Origin of the sequence: Brevundimonas sp. (genome assembly GCF_032107865.1) — a bacterium.
In the GTDB taxonomy this organism is placed as follows: domain Bacteria; phylum Pseudomonadota; class Alphaproteobacteria; order Caulobacterales; family Caulobacteraceae; genus Brevundimonas.
In genome coordinates this window covers 1-1224 of sequence record NZ_DAMCNG010000294.1, presented here as the reverse complement: position 1 = coordinate 1224, position 1224 = coordinate 1, and the positions used below count along the sequence as shown (strand labels likewise).

Genomic DNA, 1224 nt, shown 5'->3' with positions numbered 1-1224 from the left:
AGGGCGCAAAGGCCTGCAGCGTCGCCCGCATGTGCTGGGCGGGCGGCACGGCCAGGATCAGGTCGCAGTCCGCCAGGTCCGCCAGGTCCGAGGTGACGTTGATGGCCGAATCCAGCTCGACCCCCGGCAGGAAGGCGTCGTTCATCCGGCGCGCGCGGATGCTTTCGATCACCTCGGGCTCGCGCGCCTGCAGGACGACGGCCAGACCCGCCGCCGCCGCGCTCTGCGCCAGGGCCGTGCCCCAGGCGCCGCCGCCAATTACGCCTGCCGTATGAAATTCCATGTCTTCTCCGGTCCCCCGACCCCCGCCGAGAGCCAGGCCGCTCAAGCCTTGGCGCCCTTGCGGCCCGTTTTCTTGTGCACAGGATCAACGCTCGCGCGCGTCTCGTCCAGAGGCCATCGCGGCCGGGCGGCGACATCGATGTCGGAGGTCATGCCTTTTTCCAGCCGCTCGGCCCCCGCCAGGGCGATCATCGCCGCATTATCGGTGCAATAGGCCATCGGCGGCGCCAGGAAGGCGAAACCGTGTTTGGTCGCCAGGTCCTCCAGCGTGCGCCGGATCATCTTGTTCGCCGCCACGCCCCCGGCGACCACGAACAGTCTTTCTTGTTGCCCTACCGCCTCGCGCGCGGCGCTCGGCTGCTTGAGGGCGCCGTCAGTGAGTTCCGGATGCGCCTCAGCGTAATCCTTCATCGCCCGTTCAGTGCGTTCGGCCAGCTGGCGCGCGATCGCGTTTTGCACCGCATCGGCCAGATCCGCCCGATCCTGTTCCGTCTCGCAGGTCTGGGCCAGACGCGAGGCCGCCGTCTTCAGTCCCGAGAAGGAGAAGTCGCAGTCCTTCCGCCCCAACAATGCTCTCGGCAGCTCAAACCGCGACCCATCGCCGCTCGCCGCCAGCTTCTCCAGCGCCGGGCCGCCCGGATAGCCTAGGCCCATCGCCTTGGCGATCTTGTCGAAGGCCTCGCCCGCCGCGTCGTCGATGGTCGTGCCCAGGCGGCTCATGTTGCCGATGCCGCGCACCTCCAGCAGTTGGCAATGCCCGCCCGACACCAGCAGCAGCAGGAAGGGATAGGGCGTCTCCGCCCCCAGCCGCGCCGACACCGCATGGCCTTCCAGATGGTTGACCGCGATCAGAGGCAGCCCCCGCGCCAGCGCCGCCGCCTTGCCGTAGGACAGGCCCACCATGACCCCGCCGACCAGGCCCGGCCCCGCCGTCGCCGCCAC

The 1224-nt window shown here is 69.6% G+C and carries 2 protein-coding genes; both read right to left on the bottom strand.

Going from position 1 to position 1224, the window contains the following annotated elements:
• On the bottom strand, positions 1-283 hold a 283-nt coding region (locus tag RT567_RS15750), incomplete at its 3' end, for an NAD(P)-binding domain-containing protein (protein ID WP_313577168.1).
• Between the two features lie 41 nt (positions 284-324).
• A partial coding sequence (gene tsaD / locus RT567_RS15745; RefSeq protein ID WP_313577167.1) for a tRNA (adenosine(37)-N6)-threonylcarbamoyltransferase complex transferase subunit TsaD occupies positions 325-1224 on the bottom strand: 900 nt, incomplete at its 5' end.